Annotated in this window: 19 protein-coding genes and 1 riboswitch; of the genes, 7 read left to right on the top strand and 12 right to left on the bottom strand. The window is 39.2% G+C overall.

The window, feature by feature from the left end:
* Window positions 1-111: 111 nt before the first annotated feature.
* From N7548_RS04925 to N7548_RS04900, 6 genes are all read right to left on the bottom strand, one after another.
* The gene (locus N7548_RS04925; protein ID WP_263608349.1) at window positions 112-1,119 is read right to left on the bottom strand and encodes a LacI family DNA-binding transcriptional regulator; all 1,008 of its coding nucleotides are present in this window, start codon (window positions 1,117-1,119) and stop codon (window positions 112-114) included.
* A 2-nt stretch (window positions 1,120-1,121) separates the two neighbouring features.
* On the bottom strand, window positions 1,122-1,856 hold the full coding sequence (locus N7548_RS04920) for a glycoside hydrolase family 16 protein (protein ID WP_263608348.1): 735 nt from the start codon (window positions 1,854-1,856) through the stop codon (window positions 1,122-1,124).
* Window positions 1,846-2,250, bottom strand: coding sequence for a cupin domain-containing protein (locus tag N7548_RS04915; RefSeq protein ID WP_263608347.1), 405 nt, complete (start codon window positions 2,248-2,250; stop codon window positions 1,846-1,848). Before N7548_RS04915 ends, N7548_RS04920 begins: the two co-directional genes overlap by 11 nt.
* Window positions 2,237-4,747, bottom strand: a complete 2,511-nt coding sequence (locus N7548_RS04910) for a GH36-type glycosyl hydrolase domain-containing protein (RefSeq protein ID WP_263608346.1) — start codon at window positions 4,745-4,747, stop codon at window positions 2,237-2,239. The genes N7548_RS04915 and N7548_RS04910 overlap by 14 nt, the downstream gene beginning before the upstream one ends.
* A 193-nt stretch (window positions 4,748-4,940) precedes the next feature.
* A complete protein-coding gene (locus tag N7548_RS04905) occupies window positions 4,941-5,672 on the bottom strand; it encodes a hypothetical protein (protein WP_263608345.1) in 732 nt (243 codons plus the stop codon).
* 1 nt (window position 5,673) lies between these two features.
* Window positions 5,674-7,347 (bottom strand): ribonuclease J, encoded by a 1,674-nt coding sequence (locus N7548_RS04900; RefSeq protein WP_263608344.1) that lies wholly within the window; start codon window positions 7,345-7,347, stop codon window positions 5,674-5,676.
* 161 nt (window positions 7,348-7,508) lie between these two features.
* On the opposite strand from N7548_RS04900, the gene recU reads away from it, so the two are divergent.
* Window positions 7,509-8,093: a Holliday junction resolvase RecU gene (gene recU, locus N7548_RS04895; protein WP_263608343.1), complete on the top strand. Its 585-nt coding sequence runs from the start codon at window positions 7,509-7,511 to the stop codon at window positions 8,091-8,093.
* Here the strand turns inward: recU and thiT are convergent.
* The 4 genes from thiT to N7548_RS04875 all read right to left on the bottom strand — a co-directional run bounded on the left by thiT (window position 8,074) and on the right by N7548_RS04875 (window position 11,582).
* Window positions 8,074-8,613, bottom strand: coding sequence for an energy-coupled thiamine transporter ThiT (gene thiT / locus N7548_RS04890; protein WP_263608342.1), 540 nt, complete (start codon window positions 8,611-8,613; stop codon window positions 8,074-8,076). The two genes, recU and thiT, sit on opposite strands and share 20 nt — an antisense overlap.
* Before the next feature lie 51 nt (window positions 8,614-8,664).
* Window positions 8,665-8,761: riboswitch (TPP riboswitch) on the bottom strand.
* A 40-nt stretch (window positions 8,762-8,801) separates the two neighbouring features.
* Entirely contained in the window at window positions 8,802-9,443 is a 642-nt protein-coding gene (locus N7548_RS04885; RefSeq protein ID WP_263608341.1) for a hypothetical protein, read from the bottom strand.
* 85 nt (window positions 9,444-9,528) lie between these two features.
* A complete protein-coding gene (locus tag N7548_RS04880; protein ID WP_263608340.1) occupies window positions 9,529-10,290 on the bottom strand; it encodes an SDR family NAD(P)-dependent oxidoreductase in 762 nt (253 codons plus the stop codon).
* Complete coding sequence (locus N7548_RS04875) at window positions 10,287-11,582, bottom strand: pyrimidine-nucleoside phosphorylase (RefSeq protein WP_263608339.1); 1,296 nt, start codon at window positions 11,580-11,582, stop codon at window positions 10,287-10,289. The genes N7548_RS04880 and N7548_RS04875 overlap by 4 nt, the downstream gene beginning before the upstream one ends.
* Window positions 11,583-11,669: 87 nt before the next feature.
* Between N7548_RS04875 and N7548_RS04870 the strand changes: the two genes are divergently transcribed.
* From N7548_RS04870 to N7548_RS04845, 6 genes are all read left to right on the top strand, one after another.
* Window positions 11,670-12,245 (top strand): histidine phosphatase family protein, encoded by a 576-nt coding sequence (locus N7548_RS04870; RefSeq protein WP_263608338.1) that lies wholly within the window; start codon window positions 11,670-11,672, stop codon window positions 12,243-12,245.
* Between the two features lie 154 nt (window positions 12,246-12,399).
* Window positions 12,400-13,320, top strand: coding sequence for an RnfABCDGE type electron transport complex subunit D (locus N7548_RS04865; RefSeq protein ID WP_263608337.1), 921 nt, complete (start codon window positions 12,400-12,402; stop codon window positions 13,318-13,320).
* Window positions 13,317-13,913 carry an RnfABCDGE type electron transport complex subunit G gene (locus tag N7548_RS04860; RefSeq protein ID WP_263608336.1) on the top strand — a complete coding sequence of 199 codons (597 nt, stop codon included), beginning with the start codon at window positions 13,317-13,319 and terminating at the stop codon, window positions 13,911-13,913. The genes N7548_RS04865 and N7548_RS04860 overlap by 4 nt, the downstream gene beginning before the upstream one ends.
* A gap of 3 nt (window positions 13,914-13,916) precedes the next feature.
* Complete coding sequence (locus N7548_RS04855; protein WP_263608335.1) at window positions 13,917-14,543, top strand: Rnf-Nqr domain containing protein; 627 nt, start codon at window positions 13,917-13,919, stop codon at window positions 14,541-14,543.
* Window positions 14,544-14,546: 3 nt separating this feature from the next.
* On the top strand, window positions 14,547-15,128 hold the full coding sequence (locus N7548_RS04850; RefSeq protein WP_263608334.1) for an Rnf-Nqr domain containing protein: 582 nt from the start codon (window positions 14,547-14,549) through the stop codon (window positions 15,126-15,128).
* 10 nt (window positions 15,129-15,138) lie between these two features.
* Window positions 15,139-16,221, top strand: a complete 1,083-nt coding sequence (locus N7548_RS04845) for an NADH:ubiquinone reductase (Na(+)-transporting) subunit F (protein WP_263608333.1) — start codon at window positions 15,139-15,141, stop codon at window positions 16,219-16,221.
* Between the two features lie 41 nt (window positions 16,222-16,262).
* On the opposite strand, the gene N7548_RS04840 is transcribed toward N7548_RS04845, so the two are convergent.
* Both N7548_RS04840 and N7548_RS04835 read right to left on the bottom strand, forming a co-directional pair.
* Window positions 16,263-18,719, bottom strand: a complete 2,457-nt coding sequence (locus N7548_RS04840) for a CoA-disulfide reductase (protein ID WP_263608332.1) — start codon at window positions 18,717-18,719, stop codon at window positions 16,263-16,265.
* A 97-nt stretch (window positions 18,720-18,816) separates the two neighbouring features.
* A complete protein-coding gene (locus N7548_RS04835; protein WP_263608330.1) occupies window positions 18,817-20,802 on the bottom strand; it encodes an ABC transporter ATP-binding protein in 1,986 nt (661 codons plus the stop codon).
* Between the last annotated feature and the right edge of the window lies 1 nt (window position 20,803).

Below are 20,803 nucleotides of genomic sequence, written 5' to 3'. Positions count from 1 at the left end.
TGTGCCACCTTTATTAAAAACGCTTACATATTTTAGGAAATCGGTTTCTCACTTTCCATATAATTATAATATCACAATGTGTAATCGTTTACAAGCATTTTTGTTTCTGTTTTATCGAGTCGTATCTCGAAGCACCAGTTCTACTGGTATTCGAATCACTTCTTCGACTTTTATGTTCGGATTATTGATCAGTTGTAAAAGCTTCTTCGCTGCTGTGGTGGCGATCAATTCACGGTCCTGTTTTACAGTGGTTAAGGCAGGTGTGAAGTGTTTTGCGAATGCGATATCATCGTATCCGATGATTTGGATGTCTTGTGGAATTCGAATGCCTTTATCTTTGAATGCTTTAAGGACACCTAAAGCAATATCATCTGAACCAACCAATAAGCCTTCGGGTAGTGGGTTTTCAATCAGTTTTAATGCGGCCTGATACCCCGAGGTGAACCCAAATGATTCTGCGAATACGACATGTTCTGGTCGAATCGGCAACTGATGTTCAGCGTGATATGCTTTAAACGCTTCATAACGTTCAAAAAAAGCTTTGGATTGTTGTGGTCCTGCAATTAGACCAACAGATTTTAACCGATTGGTATGATATAAATGATCTAAACTCACTTGAATACCCATGATATTGTCTGAAATGATGGAATGGATACCCGGAATGAGGATATCGGTGGAAACGCATGGGATATGCTTCTTCGCGAGTTCATATAGCCCTTCATCGCCATAGTCACCGACCACAATGTAAACCCCATCGACTTTTTTATTCATACACCATTCATAATAACTCATACGGTTATTGCCTAATTTAGACACAATAAAAGACAATTCATAGCCTTCATTCTCAACATAGTTTTTAAAATGTTGAAGAATGGAGGAAAAGAACGGGTGTTCTAGACCAATGTGTAGATCTTCAGAAAAGACGACACCAATGGTATAGCTGCGTTTGGATTTTAACATGCGTGCTGACGTAACCGGTACATACCCAACTTCTTTGATGTGGGCTAGGACACGTTCACGGGTTTCCTCAGAGACGTTCCCGGTACGATTGATGACTTTCGAAATGGTACCAGGGGATAAGCCAAGCTCTGAAGCAATCGTATAAATGGTTCTTTTCAAAACTATCCAATCCTTTCGTATACTTTGACGTATTTGAATTGCATGGTGACAGGAAATATCGAATCATCGATTTTACCGCCCCACCAACCGCCCAAGGCTAAATTCAATATAAGGTAGAATGGCTGATGGAATGGCCAACCGCCAATATCTGTCAATCGATGTTCATCCCCTTTATGGAAGGTGACATGGTGTTTTTGATCAATGAAGAAACGCAATTCTGTTTCATCCCATTCAAATGCATACTCATGGAACCCTTCGGTGAGATTCATATCTTCAACGATGTGGGTAGGTTGAAGGTGATTTAAATGGTTATAACTTTTAGAATGTAATGAGAAATGAACGAACCCAGGGTGATGTCCCACGTGTTCCATCAAATCAATTTCACCACAAAGTGGCCAAGATGTACCTGCTTTAAATGCGTCAGATAATAACCATATGGCTGGCCAAGTGCCATGACCCAAAGGGAGTTTAGCGGATACCTCAACACGCCCAAATAAAATGGATTTTTTTCCATAAGTCGTCAGTTTCGCAGAGGTATAGTGGTTCTTTTGATAATCTTCTTTGTATGCAACAATATTCAAAATCCCATCTTTGACAAACGCATTTTCGAGACGGTCGGTATAGTACTGAGCTTCCCCATTACCAAAACCGTGACCACCCGTTTCATAGACCCAAATCGATTCATCGGGTTTACCATCTTGATTAAAAACGTCTTGCCACAATAATTTATAAGCCATGATTTAACCTCGCTAATGCAACCAATTGATTGCGTTGTTCTAATGTTAAGTACATCATCGGTGAATTATCATCCGATGTATTTTCTTCTTCAATGATCAATAATTTGCATGTTTTAGATAGGGTATGTGAATGAAATACCCCTTTTTTAATGTTATAAATTTGATGCTTTTCCATGTGGATAGGCACGATTTGATCATCTTCATAGATGAATAATGTACAAGCACCTTCGAGTAACACAAAAGCCTCATCGGTTAAATTATGGGCTTGAAAACGATGGATGTTTTCCGGCAACAATTCATCGATATAATTGAGTATCGCTATGCGCCAAGATTGAAAATGAAATAATTTTTGATACCCAATGCCATTAAATTGATGGATTTCAATACCTTTCATCTAAAAGCACCTCCAAATCGCCTTCGAGTTCAACAAAGTAGTTTGGTACCAAACGTTGGTTCATGTGGATGCTTCTAATCTCGTATTTACCATAGGACAAGCCTTTAGGGTTATGATAGGTAATACGTCTCTTTTGTCCAAACAAATAAGTTTCAATCGAAGCTTTACCATCGATGAAATCGGATTTCATGAGTTTTGGATGGAGGGTGAGTGTACCTAAATGCATTTGAATACCAAAGACTTCCGTCCTAAGCAATTTCAATAGCCAAGAAGCGGAACCTGTTAAATAACTGTACTTACCTTCCCCTTTAGGTGTGAAGTACTCAGGGATACCTGCCAGCATATTCGCATCCTTGTGTATCGCGCGGTTCATGAGTGCGTTGATGGCTTGATGACCATAGGCTACCAAATCATATTGGTATAACCCATAGGCATACATCACAGCCATGTGTGAGAACACAGCGCCGTTTTCTTTATGGCCATAAGCAAAACCATAGGCTCTACCCATGTTGAGTTTGACTTCATTGAAATTGGAATTGAGTTTATAACCACCAATGTTGGCGTCAAATAAAGCTTTCTTCGTTTCGATGGCGATACGCGCTGCTCGTTTTTTAGATACAGTTTCAGACAATAATGCCATGGCTTGACCAGTTAAGGACAACGTATCTTTACGGTCTAAGAATAAACCATCATTATCAATATAGGATTGTAATGCCCCATTCGGATGAACCCCAAAGGATTCTAAGTGTTTAATCATGGCTTTGGCTTTCGCTTTGAGGGCACGAATCAATGCTTGTGTATCCGCAGATACAACTTCTCCATGGAACTGACGAACATCATCAAAGAATCTTTCTAAATTCGCATGTTTATGGACATTCAAGCTGAGTTCAGCCAAGGATTTGAATAAGGTAATTTGAGGTTGATTGGAAACTTCTAAAATTTCAGCCAACATACGGAGGTTATTCGCGTAGAAATGGGTGAACGCCAATGTTTCCCCTCGTTTGGTTGCCATATCGAGACCATCGTTCCAGTCAGCATCCTCTAGTTTGATAAAACCTTGTTCACCAATATTCAGTGCCGCGACCACGTTTTCTAGAAGTAAGTGTTCGTAAATGGTGCCTTGATAAGGTTGATTGTTAACCCTTAAGACGTAATCTTTAGGGAAGTTTTGTTTGGTTTGTTTGGTGTAATGTGTGAATTGATCGTCGAAATAAGGGGTATTGATCCACAAGAAGTCCAAATCCCCGGTTTCATGCACATACATGAGTGTGGTGATGAGTGGCCACGCACCGTGGTCGCTCCAAACACGCACGATGTTGTTTCGATCGGCTTTAAACTCACCTTTTTTGGATCCAATGATGGTTGCGTTAGAACCATCGATACGAATACCAGCGAAGTTATTGACTAAGGATTCTTTGACGGTTGGGTCATTGTACATGATTAATGACAATAAATCTTGCCATAGATCACGCCATCCCTTACCGCCTTTACCATAGTCATGGTGTGGCATATAGGAATTGCCAAAGAAACGTCTGAGAATGGGTTGGATAGCAACCATATCGAGTAAAGCGGTTTTAGAAGCACTGCCGTAAGTAAATTGGAGTCTCGATACTTCATCGAGCCAGTACGTTTTAGAGGCTTCGAAAGCTTGGTTAAATGCTTTTTTGTTTAAGAATCGATTCAAGCTTGCCAGTTCATCTTCATAACTCGCAGAAAAACCCATGTAAAGTGTAACTGATGCATTTGGTAGAACGTTGACGGTCTCAAATTGTATACCACCCATGGCTTCATAGCCTTCGACACAGTCACCAACATTGGATGCTTGACGTGGTTTTGGGAATAGTAAATTGCCGTTACCAATGAATTCATCTAATGAAGGATAATACGCTTCAATCTTTAAATCCTCTGATTTCGCATGAAAACCATAAAAAACATCATTGGGTTTATGACCACGTTCATCAAATGACAATGTTGGATTGAGTTGAATTAAATGGTCTTTCACCCAAACACGATTCAATAAAGATGTTACATGACGGTGGTCTCGAAGATTATCTGCACTTCTACCATATAACGGTGATGCCGTTAAAACCTTCAGTTCTACGGCAGATTTTTTAAGATTGGTGAAAACCACTTGATGGACTTCAATCGGTTCATCATTCACAATAAATGACGTGATTTCGATTTGATGTGCCTTATTTTTACGTGTGACGATTTGATAAAGTGGACCTACTTCCAAATCAATCGAATCATTTTGTTGTAAAGCAGTATTGCCGTTTAGATGGTATGATTTGCCATCGACACTAAAAATGATATTACGCGAAAAAAGACTGTTGACCAAATCTTTTTCCGAGAAAGGTTCAGTGACATAATGATGATAGTCTAATTTGATATCGCCTGAGAGTGTTGGCGTGACATATGACATGAATCCCGTCTTATTGAAAAGCGGGAAATAGTACCCATTGAATCCCTTTAAATTGTATTTATTAATCGTTCCCATGTGACACCTCGCGCTGTTTGGAAATCGGTTTCCTTACTTTCCATTATAGCGTACAAAAAAAAATTGTAAAGGGTTTCAAGCATTTAATTTCAGTGTGTCTAAGTTTAAATTCAGCATATCCAAACACTAGAATCTTTATATTCAAAGGGTTTACATAGTAAAAAACGACCCGTACAGGTCGTTTTCATATCTTTTACGCTGATTTTTTTCTGAAAATAAAGAAGGCGAAAGCGATATCAATCACCATAAAAATACCAATGTACAAATAGATTTTCCATACATGGTCTTCAATCTTTAACATCACTTCAATTTCATCCACAGTGTAAGAGGTTAAGAACCCAGCATCGCGGATGGCATCTTCATCACTCAAGTCCACTACTGGTGTATCGATGGATGCAATTTCAATGACAAACCCTGTATAATCAAATAGTTTCACATCAAATTGGTTGTCTTCAATTAAGAAGTTATAGTAATAAAATGATTGTTCTTTCAAACCCCAGCTGATGGCGAAATCTTTATAAATGTCATCGTCTTTGGTAGAATATACTTTATTCGTACCAGACCAGACTTCCATGCGGGTTTGATCCGCTTCATTTTTTTCAGTATCGCTCATCGTGACTTCATTATTTGCCATGACAAAGACAATCAATTGACTGATGGTTTTACCTTCACGATTGGTTTCAACCGTTTGGAAATAGGTAACTAAATAGTCGTCGTGGTCATTGATGGTCGTCGGTGTCAATTCATTATAATACAAGGATGAATACTTGATGTATTTGGTAAAATCACGTTCTTCTATTGATTCATCGATCAGTTGTTCTAATAAAATGGCTTGACGTTCATAAATGATGCCTAGCAGTGAAGAAATATAAATCACAACCACTAAGATTAGGGTCACAACCCCATAGAGTATTTTATTAAACATATTATATTTCCGTCGCAATAATCACAGGGATGGTGATTGGACTGCGTTTGGTTTCTTTGTATAAAAACTTATTGATGTCTTCCCTAACATTGGTTTTGAGTTCATTCCAATTGATGTATTTGCCTTTAAGGTGTTTGTCGCAGGCTTTGATGAATAAATCTTTGACTTCTTTTAAAAGTTGTTCGGATTCTTTGACGTAAACAAAGCCTTTGGTGACGATTTCAATCTCACCCAAAATGCGTTTGGAACGTGGATTGATGTTCGCAACGATCAGCAATACGCCATCTTCGGATAACAGTTCACGGTCGTGGATGACAATGTCATTGACATCCCCAATCGCGGACCCATCAATGAGGATGTCGCCGCTGCGGAAACGCGCTCTTTGGACATCCGGTTCACCGTCTTTAAAGACCAGTGCGTCGCCATTATCCATTAAGAATACATCGTCTTTTTGATAACCCATTTCCATCGCTAATTTTTGCACAGCGTATTGCATACGGTATTCACCGATGACCGGTAAAATGTAGCGTGGTTTAAGCATATTCATCATCATCTTGATTTCATCGGCTGTGGCGTGTGATGTGGTTAGAATCTTTTTATCAATCACAGTCACTTTCGCATCTGTACGATACAAGATATCTAAGGTTTTAGCTGCCATCTTTTCAGTCCCTGGGATTGGAGAAGCGACCACCAAAACAGAATCGTTCTCATCGATGTAAATTAAACGGTCTGCCTTTTTGCACATGCGTTGTAACATGAAGAAGGGTTCATGACGATTTCCGGTGACTAACGCAACAATGTCTTTATCATCGTTTTTGTTTTTATCATCGATATATCGTAGTGCGATTAAAGACTCTTTTGGAATATTTAAATAGTTCATTTCAATCGCGATATCGACGATGCGTTGGGCACGGCGTCCGATGATGGCGATGCGTTTTTTATGTTTTAATGCGATGTCAATAACACGTTGAATTTTCAATAAGTCGGATGAGAACAGCGACGCAATGACACGTCCAGGCGCATTTGAAATCGCTTGATTGATGGCGTGGTCGAGCTCTTTGGTAATGGATCCATTGAGAACCAATCCTGACCCAAGGGATTCCGTCAGTAAACAGAGCACTTTCTTTTCAGCCAATTCGTTGATTTTCTTGAAATCGGTTTGATAGCGTGGGTCAGCACTTTGGTCAAAGGTATAATCGGATGTGTAAATGATTGACCCATCAATCGTATTGATAGCAACCCCAACACTTTCAGGAATGGAGTGTGTGGTTGTGAAAAATGTGATTTTAACATGATCAAATTTAATGATCGAATTTTGGTTGATGACATGGAGTTTCAACTTTTCTAAGTCATAACCCTCTTCTTTGAGGTTGTCTTTGATCAATTCCATGGTGAAGTTAGTCGCGTACACAGGCACGTTAATATCTTTTAAGATGTGTGATAAGGCACCGATGTGGTCTTCATGGGCATGCGTCATGAAAAAACCTTTGATTTTTGGTAAAAAGTCGATTAATACCTTATAATCTGGTACAATTTCATCGACCCCAAACAATTCAGAAGTTGGGTATTTAATCCCGGCATCTAAAATGAATAATTGATTATCCACATCAACACAATACATATTTTTCCCGTTTTCACCGAGACCGCCTAAGGCGAAAATTTTAATTAAGCTCATAGAATACTTCCTTTCGATACTAGAAACGTTAAAGTTTAATTAATTATAACATGGAGACCAAAATTTCAGCAAGTTTATTACACCATTTACAAATTTATGACTGATTGCGGTTTTAAAGTAAAAAATCCCCATTTATGGTAATATACAAATAGGTGATCTTTATGGCTATTAACTATCCAAATCCGAAAAAAACCACAACCAAACTCATCAATCGCGCCAACTTAGGGATGACCTTAGAAGGCGATATCGAAGCGACGAATCAGTTTTATCTAGATAAACAACGGGCTGTGATTTATAAAAAACCTACCCCTGTACAAGTCGTAACGGTCAGCTATCCTGCACGCAATAAGGCCAAAATCACGGAAGCGTATTATAAAACCCCATCGACAACAGACTTCAATGGGGTATATAAAGGTTATTATATTGACTTTGATGCGAAAGAAACGAGTTCAAAAACGTCGATTCCTTTAAAAAACATCCCAGAACATCAAATCATCCACCTAAAACGCATCGTTGATGCTGGTGGCATAGGTTTCATGATTGTCTATTTTTCTGTGTATAATGAATACTATTATTTACCATTTGATGTGCTTTATGAACATTATCTATCGTCTATTAATGGCGGTAGAAAATCAATCACTTATGAGACGTTTAAAACATTAGCTTATCCCATCAAATTTGGCTTTAATCCACGCATCGACTACTTAAAAATCATCGATGACATCATTATACCAAGTCTTTCATAAGCAAGCGCTTATACGTTGGGATAGCTACCAATAAGCAAAGCGCCATCGAAGCCAGCATGTAACCACCATTGTAAGTGACTGAGTATAGGATTACATTTTGATCACCAGCATATTCTGCGAAGAATAAAATCCCAGACAACGTGTGAATGATGAAACGAACAAATGAACCCAAAACAATCCCTAACAAGACGGCACTGATCTTTTGATCCAGTGCTTTTTTACTGAATAAACCAGCCAAACCTATCGCTGCGAAGGCGAACGTATAGTCAAACACGAATGAACCCCAGAAAAACGCATAACCATCAATAAAAAAGTTCATAATGCCGAAGACGAAACCGGATAGAACACCCCATTTCAAACCATGTCGATAGCTTAAAATGAAGATGGGGAACATGGCTAAAGAAGCCGATCCACCATAAGGCATTTGTAAAATTGGAATCATTTTCGAAATCAATTCGAGGACTACCGCTAACGCCACTAAAACCGCTGATTCTGTTAATTTACTTAAATCTTTATTCATAGACATTTCTCCTTATAAAAATAAAAAATTCCTTTGGGATGCCAAAAGAATGTCTAGTGATGTGACTATTCCTCCGCTGGCATGATCCAGATCAGGTATTCGGGTCGAAATACTTCCTCTCAGCCTTGCGGCTCCCCGTAGTACACAATTAGTTTATCATAAATTATCCAAAACACAATGAAAATGACTTAAATCTTTGAAACATAATCTGCCGAATAGATTTGAAGTAGTTTATATTTTTGTTCGGTTGTTTTACGTAAATCAAATAAAAAACCTTCTACTGCTTTCCATACAAAAACCCAACTGGATATATAGAATACCTCGTTGATGATGAATAAATTGAGGTATCGTTCTGACAATAAAATCGAAATAAGCATCGCAGTTAGCCCAAAAAGAACCATCAATGTCGATAGTACTTTAATCTGTTTAATATTAACAGTTAAATCAATGATCCGTTTGGTTAAACTGCGCTCAACCATTAGTTCAATCGTTTTTAACAAGTCACCATCGATGGTTTGGTTTGGTCTCGTCACGTTAATCAACAAAGGTTTATATAAAGGGACATATTTCGCATATTCTTCCAAGTGATTCATGATTTCTTGACTGATACGACGTCGGCTTAACATGGTGAACTTTTGATAAATATCGCTCTCTTGATTGATCTCCAAATCGATGACAGCGTAGTCTTCATCTTCATCGTATTCTTCATATTCAATTTTCAAAACTTCTTTGTCGGCTTCCTTAAATTTACTGATTTGTTGACCTAATTGTTTTTCTCTCAACTTTTCAGCTTCTTTTGGGGCTAGTCCTTTTTTATCTTCTGTTTTCATAGTTTAACCTCACTTATATTGTATCTTTTTTCTGATTTTTTTGCAATCTAAAGCCATTTCAGAAAAAAACAATAAACCCAAAGGCTTATTGCATTTTCTTTCTTTTTTGGCCAAATCCTGCGAACTTAACCGATAAACCTGCAGGCATGATTTTTAATAAACCATGGGCAATTTTTTCTTTAAATCCTGGGACAACTATAACCCTTTTCGCATCCAAAACTGCTCGAGCAGCGAGTTTAGGGTCACGTTTGTAAAACTTGATATTTGTGCCAGCGGTTTCAAAAAATTGTGTTTTTAATGGCCCTGGGCATAACGCTTGAATTTGAACATTGCTTTTGGTCACTTTCGCTTCATAAGCCGCTGCTCTAGTGAGACTAGTCACATAGGCTTTTGACGCATAATAGGTAGCTGCATAAGCACCTGGGACAAACCCAGCCAATGAACTTACATTGATGATTCTACCGCCTTGTTTTTCTTTGAAATACCTATAAAAATACTTCATTAAGTGTTGTAAAGCTTTGATATTTACATCGATCATGTTGAATTCTTTATCCAAAGGCGCATCGATGAATAGGTCATTATGACCGAAACCAGCATTATTAATCAATAAATCGATATCATAGGGTTGTACAAACTCGATGAGTTTATCTCTAAACTCTGATTTCGCAATATCGCCTACAAATATTTGTACTTTGACACGATATTTGGTTTGAATTTCTTTTTGTGCGGTTGCCAGATGGTCTAAGCTACGTGAGGTAATGATTATATCATACCCTCGATCTGCCAATAAATCAGAAAAGGCTCTGCCTAAACCGATCGCACCACCCGTGATGAGTGCGTAACTCATAAAATGACGCCTTCAATCAAGACAACTTCATGTTTTTGTTGTCCAATCTTGATGGATTTTTCTAAGGTTTGCATCGCTTCTTGAACACCTTTTTGGTTGGCATGCACTTCTAAAATGACATCACCTTTACGGACATAATCACCAATCTTCTTTTTAAATACAATACCTACAGCAGGGTCGATAATCCCATCCACGGTTTCACGACCAGCACCTAAGAAGGCCGCTGCTAAGCCAATATCGATGGTCACCATCGAATCAATATAGCCATCTTCTTTTGCAACTAATGGCAAGATTTGGCTGGCTTTAACGAATTTTTCAGGGTTTAAAATGAAGGATGCATCGCCACCTTGTGCTTTGACAAGTTCAACCAATTTATTCAATGCTTCACCATTGTGAAGTTTAGATTTTAATAAATCCATCGCTGCTTGTTTGGATGCGATACCCGCATCTTCTAATAAATAAGAACCGATTTCTAAAACAACAGACTCTAAGTCTTTAGGACCTTGTCCTTTTAATGTTTCAATCGCTTCGATGACTTCCAATGTATTACCAACTGCAAAGCCCAATGGTTCGTCCATGTTGGTCAAAATGGCTTTGACACTCTTACCTGCCAATTTACCAATTTGAACCATTAAAATCGCTAATTTTTTCGCTTCTTCTAAATCGGTCATGAATGCTCCATTACCCACTTTAACGTCTAGGCAAATTGCATCCGCACCGGAAGCAAGCTTTTTAGACATGATCGATGATGCGATTAATGGGATACTAGGGACAGTTCCTGTGACGTCGCGTAACGCGTACATTTTCTTATCCGCTGGGGTAATATTTTTAGATTGTCCAATGACTGAAATACCAATCTTATTGACCTGTGCTTTGAAGGCATCTTCATCCAAAACAATATTGTAACCTGGAATGGATTCCAATTTATCCAACGTACCACCGGTATGACCTAAACCACGTCCGCTCATTTTCGCAAATTTCGCACCACAAGCAGCAACCAATGGTCCCAAAACCAAAGTGACTTTATCACCCACACCACCGGTAGAATGCTTATCGACTTTGATGCCATCAATATCGTCTAAATTGAATGTATCACCGCTGTGCATCATGGCGATGGCCAAATCGGTAGACTCTTGGTCAGTCATCCCATTAAAGTAAGTGGCCATCAAGAAGGATGACATTTGATAATCCGGAATATTGCCTTGGGTATACCCATGCACAATAAACTCAATTTCGGCTTTCGTTAACGCATAGCCATCGCGTTTTTTCGTAATTAAATCTAACATTCTCATCGTATTAACACCTCGTAAAAACATTATATCATAGAAACGTTTTTATATAGAAATGGTTTATGTTATAATAGGCAAGGGAGCGAATTTATGATAATCTACGCCATTCGACACGGACAAACCGATCACAATTTAAATCGCATCGTACAAGGCTGGTCAGACAACCCGCTCAATGCGAATGGAGAGACTCAAGCAGTTCAATTAGGACACTTTCTAAAAGAACAAAACAGTGTGTTTGATCTCATTGTTTCGTCACCTTTAGGTCGAACCTTAAAAACAGTTGAAATCATTCAAAATGTCATGAAAATAAAGTTACCAGTCGTCATTGAACCGTTATTCATCGAAAGAAACTTTGGTGTGTTTGAAGGCAAGTCTGTGGATGAAACGATGCCGATCATCTATGTCAAAGGGTTTAAATGCGATGGATATGAGCATGATGAAGCCTTATTACAGCGCATCCAACAGGCGATTCAAACCATTTATTTAAAATACCCAACTAAAACAATTTTGTTATCAGTACATTCCCACGTCATCAAATCACTACTCATATTATCTGACCCACAGTCTTATAACTTTCAAACATTATTAAATAATGGCAGTATGTGTATTTTCAACTATGATGGAAACGTTTTGACAAATTTAGCATTCAATATTGAAGCACTCTAAAAATAAACCTGCAGGTTTATTTTTTTATTCATATACATTTTATCCCGGTTTTCAGTGCAAACGATTTGTCATTATTGAAAGCGCTATGATACAATACAGTTAAATATGAAGGTTTGAAGTTCAATACTTCAACCTAGAAAGCGGTGAATATTATATGGAAACAGCGAAAGCATCTAGTCATTTAGATGTTTTAAGCAAGCGAAACCTCGGCATTTATACAGGTTTCCTACTCATTTTACTGGTCGCATCCAGTATCATCTTTGGGCTTTACGCCTTATTAATCGCTTTGGTCGCAATCCTCGGATCAGCCTCGGTTGAATTCGTTTTTGCAAAAGTGAGAAAAAAATCATTGGATTACAGTTTACTGATCACACCATTGATTTTCGCGTTGATTATGCCACCAACTGTGCCATTATGGATCGTCATCATAGGTAGTGTGTTTGGGACATTCTTCGCTAAATCGCTATTTGGTGGATTGGGTAAAAACGTGTTTAATCCCGCACTCGTCGGATATATCTTTGTGTCCATCTCTTTCCCAAGATATTTGAACACGCAATGGTTGAACCCTCAAACCGATGTGATAGCTTCTACTACCCCACTCATCCAACTCAACAACAATGCGTTGGCTTACAATTTATGGGAATTACTCGTGGGCAATGTCCCTGGTACGTTGGGTGAAACCTTCCGATTGGGTATTTTGGTATTGGGGATTGCTTTAGTCGTGTTAAAAATCATCGATTGGCGCATCCCATTGGGTATGCTGGGGTCTGTCTTTGTCATCAACTGGTTGGGCGGATATTTATTCCCGGATTTATTCAGAGACCCAGTCGCATCCTTATTGGTAGGTAGTGTTCTATTTGGTGCGTTCTTTGTAGCCACCGACCCAGTGACCGCGCCAACATTTGGTTGGGGTCGACTCATCTATGGTATCGGTATTGGTGCCATCATCATGGTCATTCGTGCCGATGCAGGTGCGTATCCTGAAGGTACCGCATTTGCCATCGTCATCATGAATGCCATCGCACCATTGATCGATAGTTATAAAAAAGAACCTTCTTTGGAGGTAGCAGCGTGAAACAATACATCCGTATGTTATTATTCGTCATCATCTTAGGTGGTGTGACTTCAGGGTTATTGGTCGGTATGGATTTACTCACCAAAGACCGTATCGCTTTAAATAAAGAAGCGAGCCTTAAATCAGCCATTTTGGATGCCTATGATATTGGCTATAACTTGAATAATATTCATGACGTTTTTGAAGATGAAATCCAAGTGATTCAGTATGAGGGTGAAGATACCTTTTACATTGACAATCGCACAGGCCAAATCTCCTACATCTTCTCAGGTGGTGGGGTATGGGGAACCATTCGTGGGGTTATCACATTTGAAAGTGATTTTAGAACTGTCGTGAATATCAGTATTCTTGAACAATCCGAAACCCCAGGTTTAGGTGGTATTGTGGCTGAACGATGGTATTTAGATACTTATCAAGGCGTCGTTTTCGCAACCGCTTCTCCTTACATCATTATCCGACATGGTCAGGAAGACAATTTGGTTAATGAAGTGGATGCCATCACAGGTGGCACGAGAACCTCTGAAAAATTTATGGAAATCCTAAATACAACCTATGCAGCTAACAAGGCTAAATGGGATGTCGTGGGGGTGTAAACTATGAAACTCATTCGACTTAAATATAAAAAGTGGTTTAATATCCTAAAAGACGGTATTTCCGTCAATAACCCGATAGTCGTTACTGTTTTGGGGATTTGTTCTTCCTTAGCGGTATCGAACAAAGTTGAAAATGCGATCGCGATGGGATTAGGCGTGACATTCGTTGTCATGGCATCTTCTGCCTTCATTTCTGCTTTACGCAAATTGATTCCAGGCAAATTGAGAATGGTTACTTACATGGTGGTCATTTCTACCTTTGTTATCTTGGTTCAAATGACACTTGAGGCATATTTCCCAAACATCGCTGCACAACTCGGTGCGTATGTAGGCTTAATCATCACCAACTGTATCGTTATGGGTCGTGCTGAAGCCTACGCAGTGAAAAACCCAGTGAAATATTCACTTGTGGATGGGTTCGCCGCTGGTATGGGTTATACCTTTGTCTTGGTGGTCGTTTCCATTATTCGTGAATCTCTAGCATTTGGTACCATTTTAGGATTTAGAGTCATGCCCGCGTCCTTTACCAATTGGTCGATCATGGCTTTAGCACCCGGCGGCTTCTTCGTGATTGCTTTATTTATTTGGGGCATTCGTGAATGGCTGAAGTTTTATGAAAGTGAGGCGTAATCGATGGACAGACTCATTGAACTGTTTTTCGCAACCATCTTAAATCACAACATCGCTTTGGTTTATATCTTAGGGATGTGTCCGTTGATTGCGATATCTACCAGCGTTAAAAATGCAAAAGGCATGGGGATTGCGGTTGTTTTGGTCGTCACCTTAACAGGGATCATCAACTATCCAATCTACCAATTGTTAAAACAAACCGAAACCACCAGTTTGGCGTTATTGGTGTTTATCATCACCATCGCGGCTACCGTTCAAATCCTTGAATTACTGATGGAAAAATTTGTCCCTAAACTATACAATGCATTTGGTATTTTCTTACCACTGATCACCGTAAACTGTGTGGTCTTGGCGGTTTCGCTCTTCTTTGTGAACCGCGAATATACCTTTAGTGAAACAGCGGTCTTCTCCTTTGGTTCTTCTTTAGGTTGGATGTTAGCCATCGTGTTGATTGCCGGATTAAGAGAAAAAATGGCGAAGTATTCTGATGTGCCAAAAGGGCTTAAAGGTAAAGGCATTGTGTTTGTCTTATTGGGCATCCTTGCGTTGGCATTCATCGGTTTAACTGGCTTGGCAAGCATATAGGAGGATCATGATGAACATATTTGTACCAATCATATTAGTTGGGGTATTGATCGTCATTACTCTATTACTCATCGTTGTCGATAAGTTACTCGGTGGCGGTAAAGAAAAGATCCTTATGATCAACGATGAAATCATCGTGCCCGTTAAAAATGAGGATACCGTTTTAAATACATTATCAGAACAAAAGATTTATTTACCGTCCGCTTGTGGTGGAAAAGCCACCTGTGGTACGTGTAAATTCCGTTTAATTGAGGGTGGTGGTGAAGTTAAACCCACCGAATTACCATTCCTTTCACCTGTTGAAAAAGAAAATGGCGTGAGATTATCCTGTCAAGTCAAAGTCAAGGACGACATGAAGATCGAAATCCCGAAGCAATTGCTCAATGCGAAATCCTATAAAACCAAAGTGGTTTCCATCACGGATCAAACCTATGACATCAAATTGGTTAAATTTAAATTATTGAATCCAAAAGTGATGAATTTTAAACCGGGTCAATTTGCACAAATTGTCGTTCCCGGCATTGATGTCATTCGTGCTTATTCTATCGCATCCAATCCGGCCAATCCTGAAGAAATCGAACTCATCATTCGCCAAGTTCCAAATGGAAAAGCGACTACGTTTGTGCACAAAGCCCTTCAAGTAGGGGATAAGATCACTTTAACAGGTCCATTTGGTGATTTCTACCTTCAAGAACAATCCAATCGCGATATGATTTGTATCGCTGGTGGTTCCGGTAAAGCTCCGATCAGAAGTATTTTGTATTACTTAAAAGACCGTGGTATGAACCGTAAAGTCAAATATTTCTTTGGTGCAAAATCGAAACGCGATTTGTATATGACTGAAGAGTTCGACGCACTTCAAAAGGAATTCCCAAATTTCGAATATATCCCTGCGTTGTCTGAACCACTGCCAGAAGACAATTGGCAAGGTGAAACGGGTTTGATCACGGATGTGGTTGACCGTTTGACCGGTGACTTGACTGAAGCTGAAGCTTATTTGTGTGGTTCACCAGGCATGATCAATGCGTGTATCAAAGTATTGAACAAGCACGAAATCAAACAACACAATGTCTTTTACGATAAATTCTCATAAGAAAATGAAAACGTCATTCCGCGGAATGACGTTTTTTATTCTTATATGAATAAGTTATGATTGGATGATTGGGTATCGCCTAAATAGGTTGCGACACCTGCAATTTCGATGCCATCAATGAGTTCTTCTTTTTTAATACCCATGATATCCATCGACATGGCGCAAGCAGTAATCTTAACACCCATGGACATCGCATTGTTCATCAAGGTTTGTAACGAATCCACGTTTTTCTTCTTCATGATATAACGAATCATTTTTGGACCCATGCCAAGCATATTCATCTTGGAAATTGGTAATTTTTCAGTGCCTTTTGGCATCATAAAGCCAAACATCTTTTCAATGAATGATTTCTTAACACGTACATGTTTTGGCTTACGTAAGATATTTAATCCCCAGAAGGTGAAGAATAAGGAGACATCTTTACCCATCGATTTAGCCCCAGTCGCAATGATGAATGCGGCGATAGCTTTATCTAAATCTTCAGAGAATACCACGATGGTTGATCCATTTTTCGGATCTTCTTTTTCTGCTTTCACCGGTTTGCCTTTTTGAAGTTTGGCAGTGATGGTTTTATTTTCTTTCGCAATATTAACCAAGGTGTTACCGGTCTTGGTCGCCCATGTTTGAATGTCTTTCATGAAACCTGGGTCAGACGCTTTGACTTCAAGCATTTCCCCTGGTTGCATCCCTTCCATGGTTTGATATACTTTCATGATTGGGCCAGGACATTGTAGGCCACAAGCATCCACGACAACCACACTCTTATTGGATACTGGGGTTTCTTCAACCACTGGTTTTGATACTGGGTCGCCCAATTCATTGACCGGGAAGAAACAAACTTCACTACCATTGGCATCAAATACACATGAGAATGATTTGAATCCACCATCTAAGTTAATGGCGTTAAATCCGTGTTGTGATAAGATGCGTTGTGCTGTATAACCACGGGTACCGACTTGACAGTAAACATAAATGGTTTCTGTTTTCGGTAATTCACCTAAACGGGAACGTAACTCAGAGAGTGGCACATGGACCGAACCGGATAAATAATTGATGAGAACTTCAGCATTTTCACGAATATCCAAAATATAAGCCCCTTTAGCAGCCAATTCTTGAATTTCATGCCATGTAACGACTTTGGTCAAGCCCTTAATCATATTTTCTGCGACATAACCAACCATGTTGACTGGGTCTTTAGCGGATGAATACGGTGGTGCATAAGCCAAATCGATGTTTTTGAGGTCAGTAATTTTTACTTTCGCGAAAATGGCGGTTGCTAAAACGTCGATACGTTTGTCTACACCATCGCCACCTATCGCTTGAGCCCCGTAAATTTCTTCGGTCTCTGGGTTAAAAATGACTTTTAACGAAATCGGTTCCGAACCTGGGTAATAAGACGCATGATTGCTTGGGTGAATGTGTAATACTTTAAAGTTCCAACCGAGGTTCTTCACTTGTTTTTCATTGAGACCTGTGGATGAAACGGTTTGGTCAAAGATTTTAGCAGCTGAGGTTGCTAATGTGCCTTGATAAGCTTCTTGAATGCCACAAATGTGATTCGCAACAATACGACCTTGACGGTTTGCAGGACCAGCAAGTGCGGCCATCATCATTTGATTTGAAACACGGTTAGGTACTTCAACAACGTCACCAATCGCGTAAATATCTGGATTAGATGTCAACATATACTCATTGACTTTGACAGACCCGCGGTCAGATAATGCCAATCCAGCCTCTTTTGCGAGCGCATTGTCTGGACGAACACCAATCGCGAAAATGATTAAATCGGTATTGATGACTTTACCTGAGGATAAAGTGATTTGCTTACCTTGTTGATCAAAAGATTTCACACCATCATTTAAAATGAGTTCAACCCCTTGATTCGCAATGTTTTGGTGGATGATTTGAGCCATTTCATAATCGAACATGCCCATCACTTGTGGTGCCATTTCAACCAAGGATACTTTTAATCCTAAATGATGCAGGTTTTCCATCATTTCAATACCAATGAACCCACCACCAATGACGGTTGCGTGTTTTGGTTTTTCGCTATTTATGTAAGCGATGATTTGATCCATATCTGGAATGTTACGAAGCGTGAACAATGTTTTGGCTTCTTCAATCCCTGGAATTCTCGGTTTAACTGGTACAGAACCGGTTGATAAAACCACTTTATCGTAAGTTTCTGTATAGACTTTACCGGTTTTAAGATCTTTGATTTGTACAACTTTTGAATTCGTATCGATCTTGATGGCTTCACTGAAGTTTCTCACATCGATATTGAATTTATTTTTCATGTCAGTAACGGTTTGAACGACCAAGGCATCTCTTGATTCAATGACACCCCCAACATGATAAGGTAAACCACAGTTTGCGAAACTGATGTACTCGCCACGTTCTAAAAGGACGATATCGGCAAATTCATCGAGTCTACGCAATCTAGCTGCTGTGGTAGCGCCGCCGGCGACACCACCAATGATAATAATTTTATTAGACATAACGTATCCCTCCAAATTTTTACTATATTCCTTATAAAGGAAAATGTCAATATAAAAAACCGCCTATAAATAGACGGTTATCTATGTAACGTTTACATCATTTGATTTGAGAACGATAAATATTGGCGTAAACCCCATTTTTTTCGAGTAAAGCGGTATGCGTGCCCTCTTCTACTTTAATACCCTTTTCAAGGACAACAATCTTATCCGCATTTTTAATCGTAGACAATCGGTGTGCTATGACAATGGTGGTTCTCCCCACTTTAACTTTATTTAACGCTTGTTGGATCATCACTTCGGTTTCCGTGTCGATATTCGCAGTCGCTTCATCCATCACAAGGATCGAAGGGTTGTGAACAACCGCTCTCGCAAACGAAATGATTTGTTTTTCGCCAACCGAAAAGTTGCTACCCTGTCTGGATACTTTAGAATGGATACCGTCTTCCAGTTTGTCTAATAACTTGTCGCCACCGATTTCTCTTAAAATACGTTCAATGGCTTCATCAGCAATATCTTCACCAAAGCGTATATTGTCAGCAATGGTCCCTTTGAATAAGACTGGATCTTGTAAAATGATTCCAATATGTTGTCGATAGGTACGTTTGGTATAAGTTCTGATGTCTTCACCATCGATGTAAATGCTACCCATATCATCTGGTTTGATGTCATAGAATCTTAACAATAAACTCATCAGTGAGGTTTTGCCCGAGCCTGTGTGTCCAACCAAACCAACCATTTGACCTGGTTCAATGTTTAAATCTATCCCCTTTAGGACGGGATTATTCTTTTCGTAGGAAAACCAAACATTATCAAAGACAATTTTACCTTGATAACGATCAATCGGATGAAAATCCCCATCCTCTTGTTCACCATCGATGATGACAAATAAGCGTTCGGTTCGAACAATGGCGTGTTGTAAGTTCCCAATTTCTCTAAATAGCGTACCGACAGGTTCAATCAACCGCGATAAATAGTCATTATATGCATAAATGACCCCTGCGGTCACAACAAATCCTGCCACATTGAAATACGATACACCAAAATACAAAATGACAAATGCGGTCACAAGTTGACCTATCAATCGAATCATGTTCCAACCAATCGACAAGTGAAGTTTGGTTTCCTTCAGTTTTTCTTTTAGGAAATCTTCAGAGAGTTGATTGAATTTTTCCGACGTTTGTTCTTCAAAGTTGAATATTTGTAATACGGAAATACCATTGATAATCTCATTTAGATTGGCTGTAATCATCGAATTTTGTTCATTGACTTTAACCGCGATGGTATTGAGTTTCTTAATGAAGTATCTCAACCAAATGTATACAAATGGGAAAATAACAAAGGTGAATAAGGCCAAACGCGCATCCAAATAGAACATCCCGATGTACGCAAACACAATCGCCATGGTGGCGTTGACCAATAGGTTCATGATGGTCGAAAACAAGTTCATCATCCCACCCACATCGTTGATGATGCGGTTGGCGATTTTCCCTGCTGGTTCTTTTTCAAAATAATTCATCGGCATCTTTTGAAGCGACTTGATGGCGTCAAGACGGGCATCTCTAACGATATTGACGTTGATCATCATCGTCGATATTCGCTGAATGTAAGTAAATAGAATTTGTAAAAAGAATCGTGCAATCAATAAGATTAACAATAGAATGATCGGATTTATGAATGGCTGATAAAATCCGATAACCTCGGTTTTCGATAACAAGGTAATATCATAAATAAAGACATCACCTTGGTTGTTTTGAACGGTTAACTGTGATCCAGTGACGGTCTTCGTACCCATTTCAACCACATCCATCACAGCGTAATATTTACCCTGATAAATGATGATGGAAATGACATCCTCATTGGGGGTCTCTTGGGCATAGTATTTCCCATGATAGGCAACTCCACTGGTATCTAAAGTTTCATACCAAGGTCGTTCAATGCCAGTTAAATAATCATCCAAAATCGATTTTACGATGAGGGGTGCGAATAGCCCCAACACCTGAACCACAATCATCGCTGAAATGCTGATGGTTAAATATTTTTTATACTTGGCGATATAACGCCAAACTTTTCTCATGGTTTTCATT

This window comes from Paracholeplasma manati, from assembly GCF_025742995.1.
In the GTDB taxonomy this organism is placed as follows: Bacteria; Bacillota_I; Bacilli_A; order Acholeplasmatales; family UBA5453; genus Paracholeplasma; species Paracholeplasma manati.
Note: the sequence above shows the minus strand (reverse complement) of the source record. Positions and strands in the feature narration are given on the sequence as shown.

What these genes read in the sequence shown, in the direction of transcription:
- N7548_RS04920 (WP_263608348.1), bottom strand. Translation starts at nt 1,856, where the DNA reads ATGGCTTATAAATTATTGTGGCAAGACGTTTTTAATCAAGATGGTAAA.
- N7548_RS04915 (WP_263608347.1), bottom strand. Translation starts at nt 2,250, where the DNA reads ATGAAAGGTATTGAAATCCATCAATTTAATGGCATTGGGTATCAAAAA.
- N7548_RS04910 (WP_263608346.1), bottom strand. Translation starts at nt 4,747, where the DNA reads ATGGGAACGATTAATAAATACAATTTAAAGGGATTCAATGGGTACTAT.
- N7548_RS04905 (WP_263608345.1), bottom strand. Translation starts at nt 5,672, where the DNA reads ATGTTTAATAAAATACTCTATGGGGTTGTGACCCTAATCTTAGTGGTT.
- N7548_RS04900 (WP_263608344.1), bottom strand. Translation starts at nt 7,347, where the DNA reads ATGAGCTTAATTAAAATTTTCGCCTTAGGCGGTCTCGGTGAAAACGGG.
- recU (WP_263608343.1), top strand. Translation starts at nt 7,509, where the DNA reads ATGGCTATTAACTATCCAAATCCGAAAAAAACCACAACCAAACTCATC.
- thiT (WP_263608342.1), bottom strand. Translation starts at nt 8,613, where the DNA reads ATGAATAAAGATTTAAGTAAATTAACAGAATCAGCGGTTTTAGTGGCG.
- N7548_RS04885 (WP_263608341.1), bottom strand. Translation starts at nt 9,443, where the DNA reads ATGAAAACAGAAGATAAAAAAGGACTAGCCCCAAAAGAAGCTGAAAAG.
- N7548_RS04880 (WP_263608340.1), bottom strand. Translation starts at nt 10,290, where the DNA reads ATGAGTTACGCACTCATCACGGGTGGTGCGATCGGTTTAGGCAGAGCC.
- N7548_RS04875 (WP_263608339.1), bottom strand. Translation starts at nt 11,582, where the DNA reads ATGAGAATGTTAGATTTAATTACGAAAAAACGCGATGGCTATGCGTTA.
- N7548_RS04870 (WP_263608338.1), top strand. Translation starts at nt 11,670, where the DNA reads ATGATAATCTACGCCATTCGACACGGACAAACCGATCACAATTTAAAT.
- N7548_RS04865 (WP_263608337.1), top strand. Translation starts at nt 12,400, where the DNA reads ATGGAAACAGCGAAAGCATCTAGTCATTTAGATGTTTTAAGCAAGCGA.
- N7548_RS04855 (WP_263608335.1), top strand. Translation starts at nt 13,917, where the DNA reads ATGAAACTCATTCGACTTAAATATAAAAAGTGGTTTAATATCCTAAAA.
- N7548_RS04850 (WP_263608334.1), top strand. Translation starts at nt 14,547, where the DNA reads ATGGACAGACTCATTGAACTGTTTTTCGCAACCATCTTAAATCACAAC.
- N7548_RS04845 (WP_263608333.1), top strand. Translation starts at nt 15,139, where the DNA reads ATGAACATATTTGTACCAATCATATTAGTTGGGGTATTGATCGTCATT.
- N7548_RS04840 (WP_263608332.1), bottom strand. Translation starts at nt 18,719, where the DNA reads ATGTCTAATAAAATTATTATCATTGGTGGTGTCGCCGGCGGCGCTACC.
- N7548_RS04835 (WP_263608330.1), bottom strand. Translation starts at nt 20,802, where the DNA reads ATGAAAACCATGAGAAAAGTTTGGCGTTATATCGCCAAGTATAAAAAA.